Source organism: Streptomyces lacrimifluminis (genome assembly GCF_014646095.1).
Classification (GTDB): Bacteria; Actinomycetota; Actinomycetes; order Streptomycetales; family Streptomycetaceae; genus Streptomyces; species Streptomyces lacrimifluminis.
In genome coordinates, this window is sequence record NZ_BMMU01000027.1 from 14,518 (window position 1) to 31,952 (window position 17,435).

At 68.9% G+C, this 17,435-nt stretch carries 14 protein-coding genes, 3 tRNA genes and 1 pseudogene; 8 read left to right on the plus strand and 10 right to left on the minus strand.

Annotation, left to right across the window (positions count from 1 at the left end):
• Positions 1-84: 84 nt before the first annotated feature.
• Together IEY89_RS30940 and IEY89_RS30945 are read right to left on the minus strand one after the other, a co-directional pair.
• Positions 85-360 carry a hypothetical protein gene (locus tag IEY89_RS30940; RefSeq protein ID WP_189150832.1) on the minus strand — a complete coding sequence of 92 codons (276 nt, stop codon included), beginning with the start codon at positions 358-360 and terminating at the stop codon, positions 85-87.
• Positions 361-507: 147 nt separating this feature from the next.
• A complete protein-coding gene (locus tag IEY89_RS30945; RefSeq protein ID WP_189150833.1) occupies positions 508-879 on the minus strand; it encodes a helix-turn-helix transcriptional regulator in 372 nt (123 codons plus the stop codon).
• Between the two features lie 133 nt (positions 880-1,012).
• Between IEY89_RS30945 and IEY89_RS30950 the strand changes: the two genes are divergently transcribed.
• A complete protein-coding gene (locus tag IEY89_RS30950; protein ID WP_189150834.1) occupies positions 1,013-1,825 on the plus strand; it encodes an ANTAR domain-containing protein in 813 nt (270 codons plus the stop codon).
• Positions 1,826-2,075: 250 nt separating this feature from the next.
• Here IEY89_RS30950 and IEY89_RS30955 read toward each other — a convergent pair whose 3' ends face one another.
• Positions 2,076-2,267, minus strand: a complete 192-nt coding sequence (locus IEY89_RS30955; RefSeq protein WP_189150905.1) for a CsbD family protein — start codon at positions 2,265-2,267, stop codon at positions 2,076-2,078.
• A gap of 65 nt (positions 2,268-2,332) precedes the next feature.
• Positions 2,333-3,328, minus strand: a pseudogene (locus IEY89_RS30960) (Ppx/GppA family phosphatase); the annotation flags it as partial.
• Between the two features lie 279 nt (positions 3,329-3,607).
• On the opposite strand from IEY89_RS30960, the gene IEY89_RS30965 reads away from it, so the two are divergent.
• The 5 genes from IEY89_RS30965 (at position 3,608) to IEY89_RS30985 (ending at position 8,681) form a co-directional block, all read left to right on the plus strand.
• A tRNA-Asp gene (locus IEY89_RS30965) sits at positions 3,608-3,682 on the plus strand.
• 31 nt (positions 3,683-3,713) lie between these two features.
• A tRNA-Phe gene (locus tag IEY89_RS30970) sits at positions 3,714-3,787 on the plus strand.
• Between the two features lie 113 nt (positions 3,788-3,900).
• Positions 3,901-7,917: an ATP-dependent RNA helicase HrpA gene (gene hrpA, locus IEY89_RS30975; RefSeq protein ID WP_189150835.1), complete on the plus strand. Its 4,017-nt coding sequence runs from the start codon at positions 3,901-3,903 to the stop codon at positions 7,915-7,917.
• Between the two features lie 122 nt (positions 7,918-8,039).
• Positions 8,040-8,114 (plus strand) — tRNA-Asp (locus IEY89_RS30980).
• A gap of 357 nt (positions 8,115-8,471) precedes the next feature.
• Complete coding sequence (locus tag IEY89_RS30985; protein WP_189150836.1) at positions 8,472-8,681, plus strand: DUF6274 family protein; 210 nt, start codon at positions 8,472-8,474, stop codon at positions 8,679-8,681.
• A 463-nt stretch (positions 8,682-9,144) separates the two neighbouring features.
• Here IEY89_RS30985 and bldC read toward each other — a convergent pair whose 3' ends face one another.
• Positions 9,145-9,351 carry a developmental transcriptional regulator BldC gene (gene bldC / locus IEY89_RS30990; RefSeq protein ID WP_003949541.1) on the minus strand — a complete coding sequence of 69 codons (207 nt, stop codon included), beginning with the start codon at positions 9,349-9,351 and terminating at the stop codon, positions 9,145-9,147.
• Between the two features lie 524 nt (positions 9,352-9,875).
• A complete protein-coding gene (locus IEY89_RS30995) occupies positions 9,876-10,727 on the minus strand; it encodes a DUF8083 family protein (RefSeq protein ID WP_189150837.1) in 852 nt (283 codons plus the stop codon).
• Positions 10,728-10,969: 242 nt separating this feature from the next.
• Between IEY89_RS30995 and IEY89_RS31000 the strand changes: the two genes are divergently transcribed.
• Both IEY89_RS31000 and IEY89_RS31005 read left to right on the plus strand, forming a co-directional pair.
• Positions 10,970-12,070, plus strand: a complete 1,101-nt coding sequence (locus tag IEY89_RS31000; RefSeq protein WP_189150838.1) for a Leu/Phe/Val dehydrogenase — start codon at positions 10,970-10,972, stop codon at positions 12,068-12,070.
• 288 nt (positions 12,071-12,358) lie between these two features.
• Positions 12,359-12,625 carry a DUF3073 domain-containing protein gene (locus IEY89_RS31005; RefSeq protein WP_164320396.1) on the plus strand — a complete coding sequence of 89 codons (267 nt, stop codon included), beginning with the start codon at positions 12,359-12,361 and terminating at the stop codon, positions 12,623-12,625.
• 257 nt (positions 12,626-12,882) lie between these two features.
• Here IEY89_RS31005 and purM read toward each other — a convergent pair whose 3' ends face one another.
• From purM to IEY89_RS31025, 4 genes are all read right to left on the minus strand, one after another.
• Entirely contained in the window at positions 12,883-13,962 is a 1,080-nt protein-coding gene (purM, locus tag IEY89_RS31010) for a phosphoribosylformylglycinamidine cyclo-ligase (protein WP_189150839.1), read from the minus strand.
• 55 nt (positions 13,963-14,017) lie between these two features.
• Entirely contained in the window at positions 14,018-15,547 is a 1,530-nt protein-coding gene (purF, locus tag IEY89_RS31015; protein WP_189150840.1) for an amidophosphoribosyltransferase, read from the minus strand.
• A gap of 94 nt (positions 15,548-15,641) precedes the next feature.
• Positions 15,642-16,502: an META domain-containing protein gene (locus tag IEY89_RS31020; RefSeq protein ID WP_189150841.1), complete on the minus strand. Its 861-nt coding sequence runs from the start codon at positions 16,500-16,502 to the stop codon at positions 15,642-15,644.
• Positions 16,503-16,611: 109 nt separating this feature from the next.
• Entirely contained in the window at positions 16,612-17,433 is an 822-nt protein-coding gene (locus tag IEY89_RS31025) for a maleylpyruvate isomerase family mycothiol-dependent enzyme (RefSeq protein ID WP_189150842.1), read from the minus strand.
• Between the last annotated feature and the right edge of the window lie 2 nt (positions 17,434-17,435).

Genomic DNA, 17,435 nt, shown 5'->3' on the forward strand with positions numbered 1-17,435 from the left:
TCGCGTGGTGTGTGGTGGGTCGGGGCGGTGACCCCGGCCCGTCCGCTGTCGGAGCGTCGCGTGTCCTTTCGGCGGCCGGGAAGGTCAGGCGGGCGACTCGTCGGGTACGGGTTGCTCGGGGCGGTCGCTGCCGGACTGGGCCGCGCCCCGCTTGCCCGTGCCGGCTTCGTCCGTGTCGGGGACCTCCGGGTCGGGCCGCTCGTCCGCCTCGGTGCCCGCCGGGTCGTCCACTTCCCAGGGGTCCTCGTCGGCGCCCGTCTGCTGGTCGGGCATGTCCCTCGGGACGGGATTCGGCCGGGAATCCTGTTCCTGTGCTGCGTCTCCGTCGTCCCCGGGAGTGTTGGTGCGGTAGTCGCTCACAGCGCTGTCCTTTCGTCGACGGCCTCCGGTCACCCGTGCGGGTACCCAGCGGAGTGCCCGCCAGCACTCCGAGCAGGCGCGGGACCGCCACCTCGTCATCGCCCCGCAGGGCCCCCCTGCACACCGCGGGGGGCGACGCTCAGGGCGTCACTGGTCGTCTTCGGGGCTCCTCGCGTGGGGAGCCGTCGACTGCAGCTCACGCCGGCCGCCGGTGTGTGCGTCGTCGTGTCGCGAGAGGAGGGACAGCAGCTCCGCCACGCTCAGCCCCTCGTCGGCGGGGTGCCGCAGGATGGTCCCGTCCTCGATCCGGTACGTGTTGGAGCGCCCCTGGCGGGTGTGGGTGAGATAACCGGCCGACTCCAGATCCGCGACGATCTTCTGTACGGCGCGCTCGGTGAGCCGACAGTGTGCGGCGATGTCACGGATGCGGATGGTGGGATTCTCCGCGATCGCGGCCAGCACACGGGAGTGGTTGGTGAGGAACGTCCAGCCGGTATGCGGTTCGGGTACTCCAGGCATGCTGAAAGCATAAGCTGTTTGATTCACGTATCCAAAAGACTGAAGTCCAGTTCGTGTATATCTTGACGTACGAGGCCTTCCGGACCGACGCTTGAGGGGCCACGTACTACCCGATGCCTACGGAGTGGCCGCAATGTCAGACCGCGCAGTTACCACGCAGCTCACGGTGGCGGAAGAGGTTCGTCCGGCACCGCTCGGCCCTGCGTCGCGCGACGTCCAGGCACCGCTGCTCGGCATCGAGACCCGGCCCGAGGGCTATGCGACGCTCGTCGTGGTGTCCGGTGCGATCGACCTCGTCACGGAGCAGACACTGCACAACGCCCTGAGCCAGGCTCTCGCCCGTTCGGAGCGCGGAATCGAACTCGATCTGAGCGGCGTCGACTTCTGTGACTGCTCCGGTCTCAACGTCCTGCTCCGCGTCCGCAGGCGTGCCCTCGACGAGGGGAAGATCATCACCATTCGGTCGGCCGGCACCGCGGTACTCCGGCTCTTCTCGGTCACCGGCACGCTGCCGCTGTTCGCCGGCCCGAACGACGCCGGCGAACCCGCCGTCACGAGCGAGGCCGACGCGACCGACCGGGCCCCGGACGCACGCCCCACCGCGTCCCACTCCCGCGGGGCGAAGATCGCCCCTCTCGGTGAAACCGACCAGGACCTGAGGATCGAGGTGATCCAGCTCCGGCGCGCCATGCAGACACGCCCCGTCATCGACCTCGCGCGGGGCGTCCTCATGGCGTCCTTCGGGCTGAGCGCCGAGGACGCCTGGCAGGTGCTGGTCACGGTCTCCCAGGACACCAACACCAAGCTGCACGAGGTGGCCGACAACCTCATCGGCGCCGTCGCGGGCGACGCGCTCCCCGACGTGTTCCGACTCAAGATCGCCGAGACGGTCGCCGCCCTCCGGGCGCCACCGGAGGACCCGTCGCCCCCTGGTCCTCGCCCCTGACGATGCCGGCGTCCTCGCCGGGACTCTCCGGCTCACGCCCACCGGCCCAGGCCGTCGCGACCTCACGCGCCGGCCAAACGCCTGTCACCGAACGCCTGTCACCGGCTGCCTGTCCTGGCGCCGGGTTCCATGAGGAGGCACCTCCCAGGTCATACGGGTGCGCCCCTCGAGTCCCCTATACGCCGTGCCGGAACAGGCCATCGCCGCCGACGCCGCCCCCATCGCCATCGCCATCGCCATCGCCGAAGGCTCAGCCGCGGTCCCGCTTGTCCGAGCGCGCGGCCTTCGAGGCGCGCTCCTGAGCCTCTCCCCTGATCTTCTTGGCCTCGCCGCGAGCCTGTTCCAGCTTGCCTTCCAGCTCCTGCTCGCGGTCGCTCGTGGCCTTGCCGACGATCTCCTTGGCCTTGCCCTTGATCTTGTCGGTACGGCCCTTGTCCGCCATGGCTGTGACTCCTCCTGGGTCGGGTGCGGCTCGCCCGCAGAGGCGCCGGCGGCGTAGGCCTCCGGCGTCGCGATCCGCAGCCGCGTCGGCTTCGCGGGCGCCGCTTCGTCCTGCTCCTGGGTGATCTCGGCCCACCACGATCCGCCGTCCTCGACACACCGCAGCAGCACTCCTTCGCGGATGGCCCACGGGCAGATGGTGAGCGTCTCGATGCCTGTCAGCTTCATCGCCGTGTGCCCTACCACCGCTCCGGCCAAACTCCGCAGGGCCCACGGCGCGGAGACGCCGGGGAGCATCGCCCGCTCGGCCGCCGACAGGGCGGCGAGCCGGGGCAGACAGGTGCGGAGATCTCCCCGGGACAGCTGCCGCGCCACGAAGACGCCCTGGCGGCCGGGTGGGGCCCCGCAGAGCCGGGCCAGCTGCTGGAAGGTCCGCGAGGTCGCCACCGCCATGTGGGGCCCTTCCCACCTGAGCCGTGCGGCCACGGTCCCGCAGCTGATGGCGCACCCTGCGGCGCAGCGCCCTCAGGTCCTCGCCGGACGGCGGGTCCTGGCCGCCGGGGAACTCCCGGGTCAGCCGGCCCGCGCCGAGCGGCAGCGACGCCGCGAAGTCGGGCAGCCTGCCGCGCCCGAGCGCCATCTCCAGCGAGCCGCCGCCGATGTCGAACAGCACGAGGGACCCGGCGCGCCGGCCCATCCACCGCCGGGCACCGAGAAAGGTGGGCTCGGCCTCGGCCTCTCCCGGCAGCGTGCACAGTCGTACGCCGGTCTCGTCACGCACGGTCCGCAGCACGTCGAGCCGGTTGGGCGCGGTGCGCACGACCGCGGTCGCGAAGGCCGGCGGCCCTCCCGCACCCCACCGCCTGGCGGTCTCGTCGGCCGACGCGACCGCGCTCACGAGCTGCCGCACGGACTCCTCGGGGATCACCCCGCCGGGCTCCACCTTCTCGGCGAGCCGCAGCTTCCACTTCACCGTGTGCGCCGGCAGGGGACACCGTTATGGGTGTCCGCGACCACCAGCCGAACCGTGTTCGAACCCACGTCCAGCACACTCGTTCGCATGCGCCCGGGAGTACCCCGCGCGGCGACCTCCACGCCCTCCGGAACCCACTCCGGCCCACCCCGGAACAACGCCGAACACGGACCGCATGCCCCTCGACCTGCGTGGTCGCGTGCGCGGACCATCCCCCGTGGTCTGATACGCTTTTCCAGCGACATCGGCCCGCCGACCAGCCCCAATCGATCACCCGGAACCACCAGATCGACGAAGGCGAGCAGGCGGGAAATCCCGTTGGGAGCACGAGGAACGGTGTGCGAGACTTACTTCGCGCACAACAGCAAGGTCCTGTGGAGCAGTTTGGAGTGCTCGCCACCCTGTCAAGGTGGAGGCCGCGGGTTCAAATCCCGTCAGGACCGCTGAGGTTGCATGTTTCACGTGAAACCTCGTGGCTGGGTAGCTCAGTTGGTACGAGCGATCGCCTGAAAAGCGATAGGTCGCCGGTTCGACCCCGGCCCCAGCCACAACCCGAAGGCCCCGTCCAAACGGACGGGGCCTTCGTCGTACCCATGAGCCGGCGGGGCCGAGACAAAAAGGTTCGCCAGTAATTTGGCCGAGGTGAGATCCTGGACCGCGTATGTCTACGCATCCCGCCTCCGCCCCCGGCGCACCCGCTCTCGGTGACCTCGCCCCCCGCCTGACCGAGCTGTCCCTGCGCGACGCGCACCGGCTCGGGCGCAGGCTCGAAGGTGCGCGCAGGATCCGCAAGCCGGAAGCCCGTTCCGCCGTCCTCGCCGAGATCGAGGCGGAGGTCGCGAAGGCCGAGCTGCGGATGGCCGAGCGGCGCAGCCGCGTTCCGGCCGTCAGCTATCCCGAGCAGCTTCCCGTCAGTCAGAAGAAGGACGAGATCGCCGCCGCCATCCGCGATCACCAGGTCGTCATCGTCGCCGGTGAGACCGGATCCGGGAAGACCACCCAGATCCCCAAGATCTGCGTCGAGCTCGGTCGCGGCGTACGCGGCATGATCGGGCACACACAGCCCCGTCGTATCGCCGCCCGTACCGTCGCCGAGCGGATCGCGGACGAGCTGGACACGCCCCTCGGTGAAGCCGTCGGCTGGAAGGTCCGGTTCACCGACCAGGTGAACCAGGACGCGACGGTCATCAAGCTGATGACGGACGGCATCCTGCTCGCCGAGATCCAGACCGACCGCGAGCTGCGCGCCTACGACACGATCATCATCGACGAGGCCCACGAGCGGTCCCTCAACATCGACTTCCTGCTCGGGTATCTGGCGCAGCTGCTGCCCCAGCGGCCTGACCTGAAGGTCGTCATCACCTCGGCGACCATCGACCCCGAGCGCTTCTCCCGGCACTTCGGCGACGCCCCCATCGTGGAGGTCTCCGGCCGTACGTACCCCGTCGAGGTCCGCTACCGGCCACTTCTCGAAGAGGACAGCGAGGACTCCGACCGCGACCAGATCACCGCGATCTGCGACGCCGTCGAGGAGCTCCAGGGCGAGGGCAAGGGCGACATCCTCGTCTTCCTCTCCGGCGAGCGCGAGATCCGCGACACGGCGGACGCGCTCGGCAAGAAGAACTACCGGTTCACCGAGGTCCTGCCCCTCTACGCCCGCCTCTCGCACGCCGAGCAGCACCGCGTCTTCCAGCAGCACACCGGGCGCAGGATCGTTCTGGCGACCAACGTCGCCGAGACCTCGCTCACCGTGCCGGGCATCAAGTACGTCATCGACCCCGGGTTCGCCCGTATCTCCCGCTACAGCCACCGCACGAAGGTCCAGCGGCTGCCCATCGAGGCGATCTCCCAGGCCAGCGCCAACCAGCGCAAGGGCCGCTGCGGCCGTACGTCGGACGGCATCTGTATCCGGCTCTACAGCGAGGACGACTTCGAGTCCCGCGTGGAGTTCACGGACGCCGAGATCCTGCGGACGAATCTCGCCTCCGTCATCCTCCAGATGACCGCGGCCGGGCTGGGCGACATCGAGAAGTTTCCCTTCATCGACCCGCCGGACCACCGCAACATCCGCGACGGCGTGCAGCTCCTCCAGGAGCTCAACGCGCTCGACCCGGCCGAGAAGGACCCCCGTAAACGGCTCACCGACACCGGTCGCAAGCTCGCCCAGCTGCCCGTCGACCCCCGGCTGGCGCGGATGGTCCTGGAGGCCGACAAGAACGGCTGTGTCCGCGAGGTGATGGTGATCGCCGCCGCGCTCTCCATCCAGGACCCGCGCGAGCGCCCCGTCGAGAAGCAGGCGCAGGCCGACCAGCAGCACGCCCGCTTCAAGGACGAGACGTCCGACTTCCTCGCCCTGCTCAACCTCTGGCGGTATGTGCGTGAGCAGCAGAAGGAGCGGGGCTCGTCCTCGTTCCGGCGGATGTGCAAGCAGGAGTACCTGAACTTCCTGCGCATCCGCGAGTGGCAGGACATCTACACCCAACTCCGTACCGTGGCCCGCCAGATGGGCATCCACCCCAACGAGGACGATGCCCCCGAGCAGAGCGTCCACGTCTCCCTCCTGGCCGGCCTCCTCTCCCACATCGGGATGAAGGACGTACCGAAGTCCACGTCGGCGGGAACCGGCGCGTCCACATCGACCGGTGACAGCAACCGCAACACCTCCGGCAAGAACGAGTACGTGGGTGCCCGCAACGCCAAGTTCGCGATCTTCCCCGGCTCCGCCCTCTTCAAGAAGCCCCCGCGCTTCGTGATGTCGGCGGAACTCGTCGAGACGTCACGCCTGTGGGCCCGCGTCAACGCCAGGATCGAGCCGGAGTGGGTCGAGCCCCTCGCCGAGCACCTGCTGAAGCGCACGTACAGCGAGCCGCACTGGGAGAAGGACCAGGCCGCGGTGATGGCGTACGAGAAGGTGACGCTGTACGGCGTACCGATCGTCGCCCAGCGGAAGGTGAACTACGGGCGCATCGACGCGGAGGCGTCCCGCGAGCTGTTCATCCGGAACGCGCTGGTCGAGGGCGACTGGCGGACGCACCACAAGTTCTTCGCCGACAACCGCCGACTCCTCACCGAGGTCGAGGAGTTGGAGCACCGGGCCCGCCGCCGGGACATCCTGGTCGACGACGAGACGCTCTTCGACTTCTACGACGAGCGCGTCCCCGAACACGTCGTGTCCGGGGCCCACTTCGACTCCTGGTGGAAGCACAAGCGTCACGAGGAGCCCGAATTCCTCGACTTCGAGCGGGCGATGCTCATCAACGAGCGCGCCGGGGACGTCAGCAAGGACGACTATCCGGACGCCTGGCATCAGGGACCGCTCAAGTTCCGGGTGACGTACCAGTTCGAGCCGGGCGCGGACGCCGACGGCGTGACCGTCCACATCCCGCTCCAGGTGCTGAACCAGGTGACGGACGAGAACTTCGACTGGCAGATCCCGGGCCTGCGCGAGGAGTTGGTGACGGAGCTCATCCGCTCCCTGCCCAAGCCGATCCGCCGCAACTACGTCCCGGCCCCCAACTTCGCTCAGCGCTTCCTGGCCACGTCGACGCCCCTCCAGGAACCGCTGACCGTCACCATGGCCCGCGAGTTGAAGCGCATGGTCGGGGTCCCGTTCTCCGCCGACGACTTCGACTGGGACCGGGTCCCCGACCACCTCCGCGTCACCTTCCGGATCGTCGACGAGCGGCGCCGCAAACTGGCCGAGGACAAGGACCTCGAAGTACTGCGGCTCCAGCTCAAGCCGAAGGCCCGCCAGGCCATCTCCCAGGCCGCCGCTGCCACCGCGGAGCGCGCCGGCGGCGAGTCCCTGGAACGCACGGGCCTGACGGACTGGTCGATCGGCACCCTGACGCCGCTCTTCGAGACGCGCAGAGCCGGCCAGCCGGTGAAGGCGTATCCGGCGCTGGTCGACAACGGCGACACCGTCTCCGTACGCCTCTTCGACACCGAGGCGGAGCAGCAGCAGGCGATGTGGAAGGGCACCCGGCGGCTCGTTCTGCGCAACATCCCGGTCAATCCTGCGAAGTTCGCGTCCGAGAAGTTGACGAATGTTCAGAAGCTCGCGCTGTCGGCGAATCCGCACGGTTCGATCCAGGCCCTGTTCGACGACTGCGCGACGGCCGCGGCCGACAAACTGATCGCCGACTTCGGTGGCCCGGCGTGGGACGAGGAGTCGCACCGGAAGCTCTACGAGAAGGTGCGCGCGGAGATCGTCGACACGACGGTCCGTACGGTCAACCAGGTCCAGCAGGTGCTGGCCGCCTGGCAGGCCTGTGAGCGCCGCCTGAAGGGCGTACGCAGCGCCGTGCTCCTCCCGAACCTGACGGACGTACGGAAGCAGCTGGACGCCCTCGTACGGCCCGGGTTCGTGACGGCGACCGGTCTGCGGCGCCTGCCCGACCTGATGCGCTACCTCGTCGCCGTGGACCGGCGCCTGCAGCAGATGCCCACCAACGTCCAGCGGGACACCTCCCGCATGGACAAGGTGCACGAGATGCAGGACGAGTACGCGTGGCTTCTTGAGCAGTTGCCGCAGGGCCGGCCGGTGCCGTCGGCGGTGCTGGACATCCGCTGGATGATCGAGGAACTCCGCGTCAGCTACTTCGCCCACGCGCTGGGCACGGCGTACCCGGTGTCGGACAAGCGGATCGTGAAGGCGATCGACGCGCAGGCCCCGTAAGGCCGCAAATCGGGCGCCGATGCCGTAACGAGGCCGGTACGGTGGGTGAGTTCGACCCTGGGCTCACCCTCCTGTACAGTCTGTTTTCGCAGCACAGCGCAACATCAAGTGCCGCGAAACCTGGTCCTGTGGAGCAGTTTGGAGTGCTCGCCACCCTGTCAAGGTGGAGGCCGCGGGTTCAAATCCCGTCAGGACCGCAGTGAAGGACAAGGCCCGCATCCGGCAACGGAAGCGGGCCTTTCTCGTGCCACAGCGCCACCTCCAACCTGCTCGTCACCCTGTCAAGGCGGAGGCCGCGCCCGCGGCGCAGCCGCAATCCGATGCAGCAAATCCCGTCAGGACCGCAGTGAAAGACGAAGGCCCGCATCCGGCAACGGAAGCGGGCCTCTCTCGTGCCGCCACCTCAACAGAGAGAGCCCGGCTCATCGGCCCGGGCTCTCTCGCGGCGTCTGGACGCGCCGCCAGGCCTGTGTCGGCGTATTGACGGCGCCGCCCTCCCCCGGTACCCAGGGAACAGGGCCCTCGATGCCCTGCCCCGGTTCCGGAGGTGGCGTATGGCGGCGACCGCGCGACGGCATGAGACGCGTGCTCTGCTTCGGGCACATCTGTCGGCCGCCAGCGGGTACCCGCATCTCACGCGGCACTGCCCGATCTGCCACCGGCTGCAGAAGCTCGCCATGGAGCGGTGCACCGAGACCGACTGGGACACCGAGGCCGAGTGCCAGGCCGACGAGACACCGGGTGCCAACAGCGGCTCCCTCTAGCACCCGTGGCGCATCGTCAACAAGGCGCGCGGCGTGTGACGGGTGTCACCGCATGAGTTTTCACCATGTGGGTTCTTACCGGTCTCACACAACTGGTCAATTTAATATGTGCAATTGCACCAGCCTCGACGGGCTCCCCACAGCGGATCCGACACCCCTCCCCAGACTTCAACAAGCCCGCTCACAGCACTCCGTGCCACCCCCGGTCGCGGGCACAAAAAAGATCGCGCTGGACCCGGCGGAGTCCAGCGCGATCTCTACGACGCGCCCTTGAAGCTATGGAACTGATGGAACTGCCTTGGGTGTGGGGCCTGTTGGGGCAGGACCCGCGTCGCTTGAAGCTGTTGGTCGTGAAGCAGGTGACTCTGGTGTTGCATGGTGACTCTGATGGTGCTGGTGTTGCCAGTCGGACGGCTCGGCCGATAGTTGGGGGACCTGCCGGTTCGTCCGACTATTCAGTTGGTCAGGCCTCGCTGCGCTGCTGCGGAATGCCCGCAAGCAGGGCGCGGACCTCGGCCTCGCGGTAACGGCGGTGTCCGCCGAGCGTGCGAATGGATGTGAGCTTGCCGGCCTTCGCCCACCGCGTCACCGTCTTGGGGTCAACACGGAACATGGTGGCGACCTCAGCCGGGGTCAGCAGCGGCTCGGCATCAGGGGTGCGAGCGGTCATGAGCGGCCTCCTCGGGAGAACCGAACCTTCTCGGTTCATTCCTCTAAATTCTGCACCTTGACCCGCGTTGCCCGAAATGGCGGATGCGGGTCGAGTCGGTTATAGGACGAACGGCTTGTCCTCGGCACTACAACTACACCATCTGTCCAACCGCGTAGGCCAAACCGATGGAATTGCCCTCCCAGGTGTCCATCGGCGACGGAAGCCAATGGACCATGCCATAGCGGACAGTCACGCCACTGTGACGATCAGTCACAGTGGCGATCAGGAGTCACGAGACCCCCCATAGCGTGCAATGCTGAGATTCCACCCATAGCTGGGCAGATAGAGCCTCCCCCGGACTCCTTGTCCTATTTTGGCACGAGGAGGGGCAAGGGACGCAAGCCACCTGTACGTGCGGTCCGTCACGCTTGACACAAACGCCCGGATCGGGACCTACGTCCCACGGCAGCCCCAAGAGCGTCCCACAAAAATGGAACTCACGTTCCAGGGAGTCCTTTTTTGACGAACTGTCAGTTAAATCGTCAGTTCGCCGACCGCCGGTCCCGCACCGCCCGCCACCGCTCCACGAGCCGCCCGTAGGCCTCGCCGGCCGCCTCACCGTCCCCGTCGCGCAGCGCCTCGATCCCGGCGGCCACGTCCGCCGCCGAGTGGTCGCCGGCCAGATCGACGGCCGACAGGACATGCACCAGCCCGCCGTAGTCCAGCTCGACCAGCGACCGCGGGTGGAACTCCTCCAGCCAGCGCCCGACGTCCAGCAGCCCGTCGATCAGCGGCCCCTCGTCGAGGGTGTCCCGCAGGGTCCGCAGCCCGCGCGCCACGCGCCGTCGCGCCTGCACCATGGGCGTCCGGTAGCGCAGCACGGGCGCCGCGCCCCCGTCGGCTCCCGAGCCCTTGTCGTACTCGCGCTCCTCGTCGGTCACGAGCACGAACCAGTTCAGCGGCACCTGCCAGGTCGCCGTGCGGATCCAGGGGCGGGCGTCCGGGTTGCGGGCGAGCCAGCGCTCGTAGTCCTGGGCCGCCTGGTGGCGTACGAGGGGCGGCAGGACGGCGTCCAGGACCGACACGGGCAGTTCCTCCCCCAGCCCGTCCAGCGCCTGCCAGCCGCGCAGCCGGGTGCGCCAGGGGCAGACGCACACCACGCCCCCGGCCTCGATCACGAACGCGTCGGCGCTCTCGTGCACCGGCACCGCGACCGGCGGGGTGGGCAGCAAGTCGGCCAGGGAGCGCCGCAGTTCGTCCTGGTACGAGGGGCGGTCGGGCCGTCGGGCGTAGCGCGCCCAGTGGCCGCGCTCCGGCTCCGGGAAGGCCGCCAGCGGCTCGTAGACACGCAAGTAGGACGCGTACGGAACGATCACCGAGGACACCTTGGGCACGCCTGCTCACTCCCCCCTGGACGACCAGGAAAACCCACGCAACCAGCGGAACCAGCACACCGCGGCACGGGAAAATTATGCAAACCGTCGTACCTTCCCACGTCACCGGTGGGTGATCCTCGGCACTGCGGGGACGGTTGGCACACGCGGGCCGGGGAGGAGCTCTACTCTCATGCCCACGGAGGCCCGCCACCCCTACGGGCCCCGGCCCCAACCGCCGCTACTTCCCTGGAGTCACCACAGTGACCGACGTAACCGGCGCGCCTGCTGATGTACTGCACACCCTGTTCCACTCGGATCAGGGGGGTCATGAGCAAGTCGTGCTCTGCCAGGACCGGGCCACCGGCCTCAAGGCCGTGATCGCCATCCACTCCACCGCCCTGGGCCCCGCGCTCGGCGGTACGCGCTTCTACCCGTACGCGAGCGAGGCGGAGGCCGTCGCCGACGCGCTGAACCTCGCCCGCGGGATGTCGTACAAGAACGCCATGGCCGGTCTCGACCACGGCGGCGGCAAGGCCGTGATCATCGGCGATCCGGACATCGTCAAGAGCGAGGAACTCCTCCTCGCGTACGGCCGGTTCGTGGCCTCGCTCGGCGGGCGCTACGTGACCGCGTGCGACGTCGGCACGTATGTGGCCGACATGGACGTGGTCGCGCGCGAGTGCCGCTGGACGACCGGACGGTCCCCGGAGAACGGCGGCGCCGGCGACTCGTCCGTCCTGACCGCCTTCGGCGTCTACCAGGGCATGCGGGCGAGCGCCCAGCACCTCTGGGGCGACCCGTCGCTGCGCGGGCGCCTGGTCGGCATCGCGGGCGTCGGCAAGGTCGGGCACCACCTGGTGCGGCATCTGCGGGAGGACGGCGCCGAGGTCGTGATCACCGACGTACGGGAGGACGCCGTACGACGGATTCTGGCCACTCACCCGGACGGCGGGGTCACGGCCGTCGCCGACACCGCCGCGCTGATCCGGACCGAGGGGCTGGACATCTACGCGCCCTGCGCGCTGGGCGGGGCGCTCAGTGACGACACCCTGCCCGTGCTGACCGCGAAGGTGGTGTGCGGGGCGGCCAACAACCAGCTCGCGCACCCGGGCGTCGAGAAGGACCTCGCGGACCGCGGGATCCTCTACGCGCCCGACTACGTGGTGAACGCCGGTGGCGTGATCCAGGTGGCCGACGAGCTGCACGGGTTCGACTTCGAGCGGGCCAGGGCGAAGGCCGCGAAGATCTACGACACCACGCTGGCCATATTCGCACGTGCGAAGTCAGACGGTATTCCGCCGGCCGCGGCGGCCGACCGGATCGCCGAGCAGAGGATGGCGGAGGCCCGCCGGAGCAGGTAGGCCGAGGGAGCCCGGAGGTACCTGTCGGCGGGGTGTTGGAGAGAACTCTCACCCCCGTCGGCGGGTCGTCCGCCAAGAAGTGGTTAAAATCGCGGTTGACCAGCGGGGACAGGGCACCTCGCGGGTTCTGGGCACAGGCACGTCCTGCGGGCGACGTACCGTATGGGCGTGGGCTCAGGTACCGTGGAAGCCCTACGGACCGGTCTCTCCACGGAGAGCCCGTTCCAGAACATGAACGGGTGTCAAGACTCTGGGGCCACCGAGCCCCGTATCCGAGGGGGTCGAGCCATGGGGCGCGGCCGGGCAAAGGCCAAGCAGACGAAGGTCGCCCGCCAGCTGAAGTACAGCAGCGGCGGGACTGACCTCTCGCGCCTGGCCAATGAGCTGGGCGCTTCGACTTCGAGCCAGCCGCCGAATGGCGAGCCGTTCGAGGACGATGACGAGGAAGAAGACGACCCGTACGCCCAGTACGCGGATCGGTACAACGACGACGATGAGGACGAGGACGATCAGTCCTCAGGTTCCGCGTCGTCGCAACAACGCCGTGGGGCTTGACGTCTTGCGTCTGCTTGCGGCTCGCTGAACAGGTTGCACAGTTTCCTGTAGGGCATCAGCTGCACCTCACCCGGTCCGGGGCGATCCACACTCGGGCCGGGTTTCGTGCGTTGTCGCTCCGCTTGGGTTGGGCAGGGGCGCCTAGTGGGTCGGGGGTCACTGTGGTGTGGCGGTGCCGGTGCGTTGTGGTTGCCCGCGCCGTTCGTTCCCCGCGCCCCTTCGGCGGCGGCTGCGCGCCGGCCGCCTTGGGGGCGCTTCTAGTTGGTTGCGTAGTCGCCGATCAGTTCCGCGCCCGTCGTGTAGTCGCCGCGGTCGGTGATCTCGCCGGCCACCCAGGCGTCGACGCCTCGGTCGGCCAGGGTGGTGAGGGCCGCGTCCGCCGAGTCCTCCGGGACGATCGCGATCATGCCGACGCCCATGTTCAGCGTCTTCTCCAGCTCCAGGCGCTCGACGGCACCCGTCTTCCCGACGAGGTCGAAGACCGGCGCCAGGGTCCAGGTGGAGCGGTCGACGATCGCGTGCAGGGTGTCCGGGATCACCCGGGCCAGGTTGGCGGCCAGACCGCCACCGGTGACGTGCGAGTAGGCGTGCACGTCGGTGGTGCGCATGAGGGCCAGGCAGTCCAGCGAGTAGATCTTGGTGGGGACGAGGAGTTCCTCGCCGAGCGTGTGCCCGAACTCCTCGATGTGCGCGTCCAGGGCTAGCCCGCCCTGATTCAGCAGCACATGCCGGACGAGCGAGTACCCGTTCGAGTGAAGCCCGGAGGCCGCCATGGCGATCACCGCGTCACCCGTACGGATACGATCCGCGCCGAGCAGCCGGTCGGCCTCCACGACGCCCGTACCGGCGCCTGCGACGTCGAAGTCGTCCGGACCGAGCAGGCCCGGGTGTTCGGCCGTCTCGCCGCCGACCAGGGCGCAGCCGGCCAGTACGCAGCCTTCGGCGATGCCCTTGACGATCGCGGCGACACGCTCGGGGTGGACCTTGCCGACGCAGATGTAGTCGGTCATGAACAGCGGTTCGGCGCCGCACACCACGATGTCGTCCATGACCATGGCGACCAGGTCGTGGCCGATGGTGTCGTACACGCCGAGCTGCCGGGCGATGTCGACCTTCGTGCCGACGCCGTCGGTCGCGGAGGCGAGCAGCGGGCGCTCGAAGCGCTTGAGGGCCGAGGCGTCGAAGAGGCCGGCGAAGCCGCCGAGGCCGCCGAGGACCTCGGGGCGCTGCGTCTTCTTCACCCACTCCTTCATCAGCTCGACGGCGCGGTCGCCCGCTTCGATGTCGACGCCGGCGGCAGCGTAGGAAGCGCCGGAAGCAGAGTTGGTCGCAGACATTGCCTGGGATCTTTCAGGTTGGTGTGAAGCGGGAGCAGGGCTGCGGAAGCAGGGCTTACGGGCGACGGATCGCGTCGGACGCGGCCGTGGCGGCGGGCCCTGCGGCCAGCTCGGTCTCCAGGAGCTGCTTGCCGAGCAGTTCGGGGTCCGGGAGGTCCATCGGGTACTCGCCGTCGAAGCAGGCGCGGCACAGGTTCGGCTTGGCGATGGTGGTCGCCGCGATCATGCCGTCCAGGGAGATGTACGACAGGGAGTCGGCGCCGAGCGAGGTGCCGATCTCGTCGATCGTCATGCCGTTGGCGATGAGCTCGGCGCGGGTGGCGAAGTCGATGCCGAAGAAGCAGGGCCACTTGACGGGCGGCGAGGAGATCCGGATGTGGACCTCCGCCGCGCCGGCCTCCCGCAGCATGCGCACGAGCGCCCGCTGGGTGTTGCCGCGCACGATCGAGTCGTCGACGACGACCAGACGCTTGCCCTTGATGACTTCCTTCAGCGGGTTCAGCTTCAGCCGGATACCGAGCTGCCGGATCGTCTGCGAGGGCTGGATGAACGTACGTCCGACATAGGCGTTCTTGACGAGGCCGGCGCCGAAGGGGATCCCGGAGGCCTCCGCGTAGCCGATGGCGGCCGGAGTGCCGGACTCCGGAGTCGCTATCACCAGGTCGGCCTCGACAGGGGCTTCCTTGGCGAGTTTCCGACCCATCTCGACGCGGGAGAGGTACACGTTCCGGCCGGCGATGTCGGTGTCCGGGCGGGCCAGGTACACGTACTCGAAGACACAGCCCTTGGGCTTCGCTTCCGCGAAGCGTGACGTACGCAGACCGTTCTCGTCGATGGCGACGAACTCGCCCGGCTCGATCTCGCGCACGTAGGCGGCGCCGCAGATGTCGAGGGCGGCGGACTCGGAGGCGACGACCCAGCCGCGCTCCAGCCGGCCCAGGACCAGGGGGCGGATGCCCTGCGGGTCGCGGGCGGCGTACAGCGTGTGCTCGTCCATGAAGACGAGGGAGAAGGCGCCCTGGACCTGCGGAAGGATCCGCGCGGAGGCGTCCTCGATGGTCAGCGGCTTGCCGTCGTCGTCGGTCTGGGCGGCCAGGAGGGCCGTCAGCAGATCGGTGTCGTTGGTCGCGGCGACGCGCGGAGTGCGGCCGTCGTGCTGCTTGGGCAGGTCGGCGACCATCTCGGCGAGCTGCGCCGTGTTGACGAGGTTGCCGTTGTGGCCGAGGGCGATGGAGCCGTGGCCGGTCGCGCGGAAGGTCGGCTGGGCGTTCTCCCAGGTGGAGGCGCCAGTGGTCGAGTAGCGGGCGTGACCGACCGCGATGTGACCCTTGAGCGCACCGAGCGAGGTCTCGTCGAAGACCTGGGAGACAAGGCCCATGTCCTTGAAGACGAGGATCTTCGAGCCGTTGCTGACCGCGATACCCGCGGATTCCTGGCCTCGATGCTGTAGGGCGTAGAGCCCGAAGTAAGTGAGCTTGGCGACCTCTTCGCCGGGGGCCCAGACCCCGAAGACGCCGCAAGCGTCCTGGGGGCCTTTCTCGCCGGGGAGCAGATCATGACTGAGTCGACCGTCACCACGTGGCACGCCACCGAGTGTAGGCGAGATCGACCACTGGTCCGAATTAGGGAATGCGACTGTGACGTGCGGGTGCTGAGCCGCCGTGGACTGCGGTAAGGGCTCAACCGGTGGCGGTCGCGCTGACAGTGGTGCCGTTTGCGCTGGTCAGAGACAGGGAGCGGTGATCGATCTTGTACGCCGTCTTGCCGTCGAAGATCTTCAGCAGCTCCTTCTCGACCTTCATGAGTGAGCCGTCGCACATCCTTCGGGTGGTCGCCGGGCTGCCGAAAGTGATATCGCCGTCGCTGACGGTTGCCTCGGCAGAAACGTTGTTGCAACCCGCCTTGCCGCTGACGGTCCCCTTCTTCTGGTCGAGGACGAGATAGGCCTCGGCGGCGGAGGGGAGCGGGGAGACGGCCTGGCTGTCGCCGTCGCCCGTGGCACCGACTGTCGTGATCGTCCACTTCGTGCCGTAGAGGGGGGCGGCCTTCTCTTCGGTGAGGTGGATGGTGTCGCCGGATTCGGTGGTGAGGGTGAGCTGCTGCGGGCTGTCGCCCTTGGCGTCGGCGTCGGCCTTTGCGGTGAGGGTGCCGTCCCTGAGTGCCTTCGCAAGGCTGTTCTCGAAGGTCATCGGGTCGTTCGCGCAGGCCATGTCCGTCGACAGGAACTGTGCGAAGGAGATCTCGTCGCCGTCGACGGTGGCATCGGCCCCGAAGCCGTTGCAGCCGAGGTTGCCGCTGACCTTGCCGTTCTTGTCGATTTTCAGCCAGGCACTGGCGGGTGCCGCGCTCTTCTTCCCGTCGACGGTGAGGTCGTTGACACTCCAGTGGACACCGGTGACCTCCGATGTTCCGGATCCCGTCCCTGCCCCGACGGTCTGGCTGCCGCCGCCATCCTTCTCACTGCCGCAGGCCGCGGCGAGGGGGAGCAGGGCCAGGGTCAGGACGCTGAGGCTCACGCTCGTCAGTCGCTGCTTTTTCATGCCGATGAGACGGAAGGGGCGGGTGGGCGGTTCCCGTCCGGCTACTTTTCGGAGGAGGCCGCGGTTTCTCCGTACGGAGGGATGCGGCTTCTCCGTACGGGGGCTGCCGTCAGGCCATGAGGGGCAGCAGCCCTGAGAGGTCGGCTCGTTCGCCGCTCGCGCTGACCTGGGCGTTGTCGAGGGCGTCGGCCCACTGGACCCGGCCGGTGGCCAGGCGGATCCAGGTCAGCGGGTCGGTCTCGACGACGTTGGGCGGGGTGCCGCGGGTGTGCCTGGGTCCCTCGACGCACTGCACCACGGCGTACGGCGGGATACGGACCTCCGTCGAGCCGCCGGGGGCCTTGGCGGCGAGGGTGTCGGCGAGGAGGCGGGTGCAGGTGGCCAGCGCCTGCCGGTCGTACGGGATGTCGAGGCCCGGGACGGCGGCGTTCAGGTCGTCGGTGTGGACGACCAGTTCGACGGTACGGGTGACCAGGTGGTCGGCGAGGGTCATGCCACCGGTGCGGGTGCCGAGCCGGCGGCTGCCGGGGGCGGTGGCGAGGCGCTCGGTGAGGCGTTCCTCGGTGCGGGCGTAGAGGGCGTTGAGGGAATCGGGGTCGGGGTGGGCGGCTGCCAGCTCGCGGGTGCTCCCGGCGATGTCGGCGGCGCGGGCAGCGGTGGCCAACGGCCAGTCGAGAAGGGCGAGTTCGGCTTTCTCCGGCTCGTCCCGGTCAAGGTTGCGACTGACGGTCTCGACGGCCATCGTGACGTGCGCGGCCAGGTCCTGAACCGTCCAGTCCCCGAGGCGGGTGGGGAGGGCGAGTTGGTCGGGGGTGAGGGTGACGATGGCGGTGCGGATGTTGGCGTACTGGGTGAGGACCGCGGTGCGGGTCTTGGCGGGCTCGTAGGTGCGGGGGCGGGGCTTTGGCTTTTTGGCCGGCGCTGGGGGCATGG

Excerpts from the sequence above, each read along its gene's own strand:
- IEY89_RS30945 (WP_189150833.1), bottom strand. The coding sequence starts at position 879 with ATGCCTGGAGTACCCGAACCGCATACCGGCTGGACGTTCCTCACCAAC.
- IEY89_RS30950 (WP_189150834.1), top strand. The coding sequence starts at position 1,013 with ATGTCAGACCGCGCAGTTACCACGCAGCTCACGGTGGCGGAAGAGGTT.
- IEY89_RS30955 (WP_189150905.1), bottom strand. The coding sequence starts at position 2,267 with ATGGCGGACAAGGGCCGTACCGACAAGATCAAGGGCAAGGCCAAGGAG.
- hrpA (WP_189150835.1), top strand. The coding sequence starts at position 3,901 with ATGTCTACGCATCCCGCCTCCGCCCCCGGCGCACCCGCTCTCGGTGAC.
- IEY89_RS30985 (WP_189150836.1), top strand. The coding sequence starts at position 8,472 with ATGGCGGCGACCGCGCGACGGCATGAGACGCGTGCTCTGCTTCGGGCA.
- bldC (WP_003949541.1), bottom strand. The coding sequence starts at position 9,351 with ATGACCGCTCGCACCCCTGATGCCGAGCCGCTGCTGACCCCGGCTGAG.
- IEY89_RS31005 (WP_164320396.1), top strand. The coding sequence starts at position 12,359 with ATGGGGCGCGGCCGGGCAAAGGCCAAGCAGACGAAGGTCGCCCGCCAG.
- purM (WP_189150839.1), bottom strand. The coding sequence starts at position 13,962 with ATGTCTGCGACCAACTCTGCTTCCGGCGCTTCCTACGCTGCCGCCGGC.
- IEY89_RS31020 (WP_189150841.1), bottom strand. The coding sequence starts at position 16,502 with ATGAAAAAGCAGCGACTGACGAGCGTGAGCCTCAGCGTCCTGACCCTG.
- IEY89_RS31025 (WP_189150842.1), bottom strand. The coding sequence starts at position 17,433 with ATGCCCCCAGCGCCGGCCAAAAAGCCAAAGCCCCGCCCCCGCACCTAC.